The sequence below is a fragment of the Pseudomonas sp. K5002 genome, assembly GCF_013386655.1.
Taxonomy (GTDB): Bacteria; Pseudomonadota; Gammaproteobacteria; order Pseudomonadales; family Pseudomonadaceae; genus Aquipseudomonas.
Genome location: NZ_JACARK010001015.1, coordinates 1 through 752 on the forward strand (window position 1 = coordinate 1; position 752 = coordinate 752).

The window sequence follows — 752 nt, forward strand, 5'->3', positions numbered from 1 at the left end:
ATCGCGGCGGCCTGCACGGCGTGCTGAGCTGGACCATCACCACCTTGCTCACCACCTGGCTGCTGGCCGCGCTGGCCACCAGCGTTGTGGGAGCGGCGGGCAATGTCGTCGGCAAGGGCCTGTCGGCTGCCGGCAGCGGGATCGCCGCCGTGGCGCCGGGTATCAGCGACAGCGTCAAGCAGCAACTGAATGAGCAGGGCATCAAGCTGGACTGGAACAGCCTGCAAGGTCAGCTCGACACACTGCTCAAGCAGAGCGGCAAACCTGAACTGGACCCGGCCAACGTTGAGCAAAAAGCCGATCAGGCGGCTGCGGACGGCAAGCAGTCGGCCAACGATGCCGCGACCAACCCAGCCCAGGCTGGTGATGAATTGAAGCAGTGGTTCGAGCGGGTCAAGGCTTCCGGTGAGCCGGCGTTGAACGCGGCGGACAAGCAGGCACTGGTCAACATTGTTGCGGCCCGTACCGGCAAGAGCCAGGCTGAGGCCACCCAGATTGTCGACAACTACGCCCAGGCCTACCAGCAGGCCGTGCAGAAGGTCGACGAACTGAAGCAACAGGCTGAACAGAAAGCCCGTGAAGCCGGTGAAGTCGCGGCCAAGCAACTGTCCCGTGCTGCGTGGAGCACCTTGTTGATGTTGCTGCTGGGCGCAGCGTTGAGCTTCGGTGTGGGTCGCCTGGCGATTTCCACCCGTCGTGTACCGTTGGCCTGATCATGACCTGAGGTGATCTATGTGGCGAGGGAGCTTGCT

At 63.4% G+C, this 752-nt stretch carries 1 pseudogene; it reads left to right on the forward strand.

The features are described 5' to 3' along the window. Positions 1-713: pseudogene (locus tag HX846_RS32590) on the forward strand (hypothetical protein); the annotation flags it as partial. Positions 714-752: the final 39 nt, after the last annotated feature.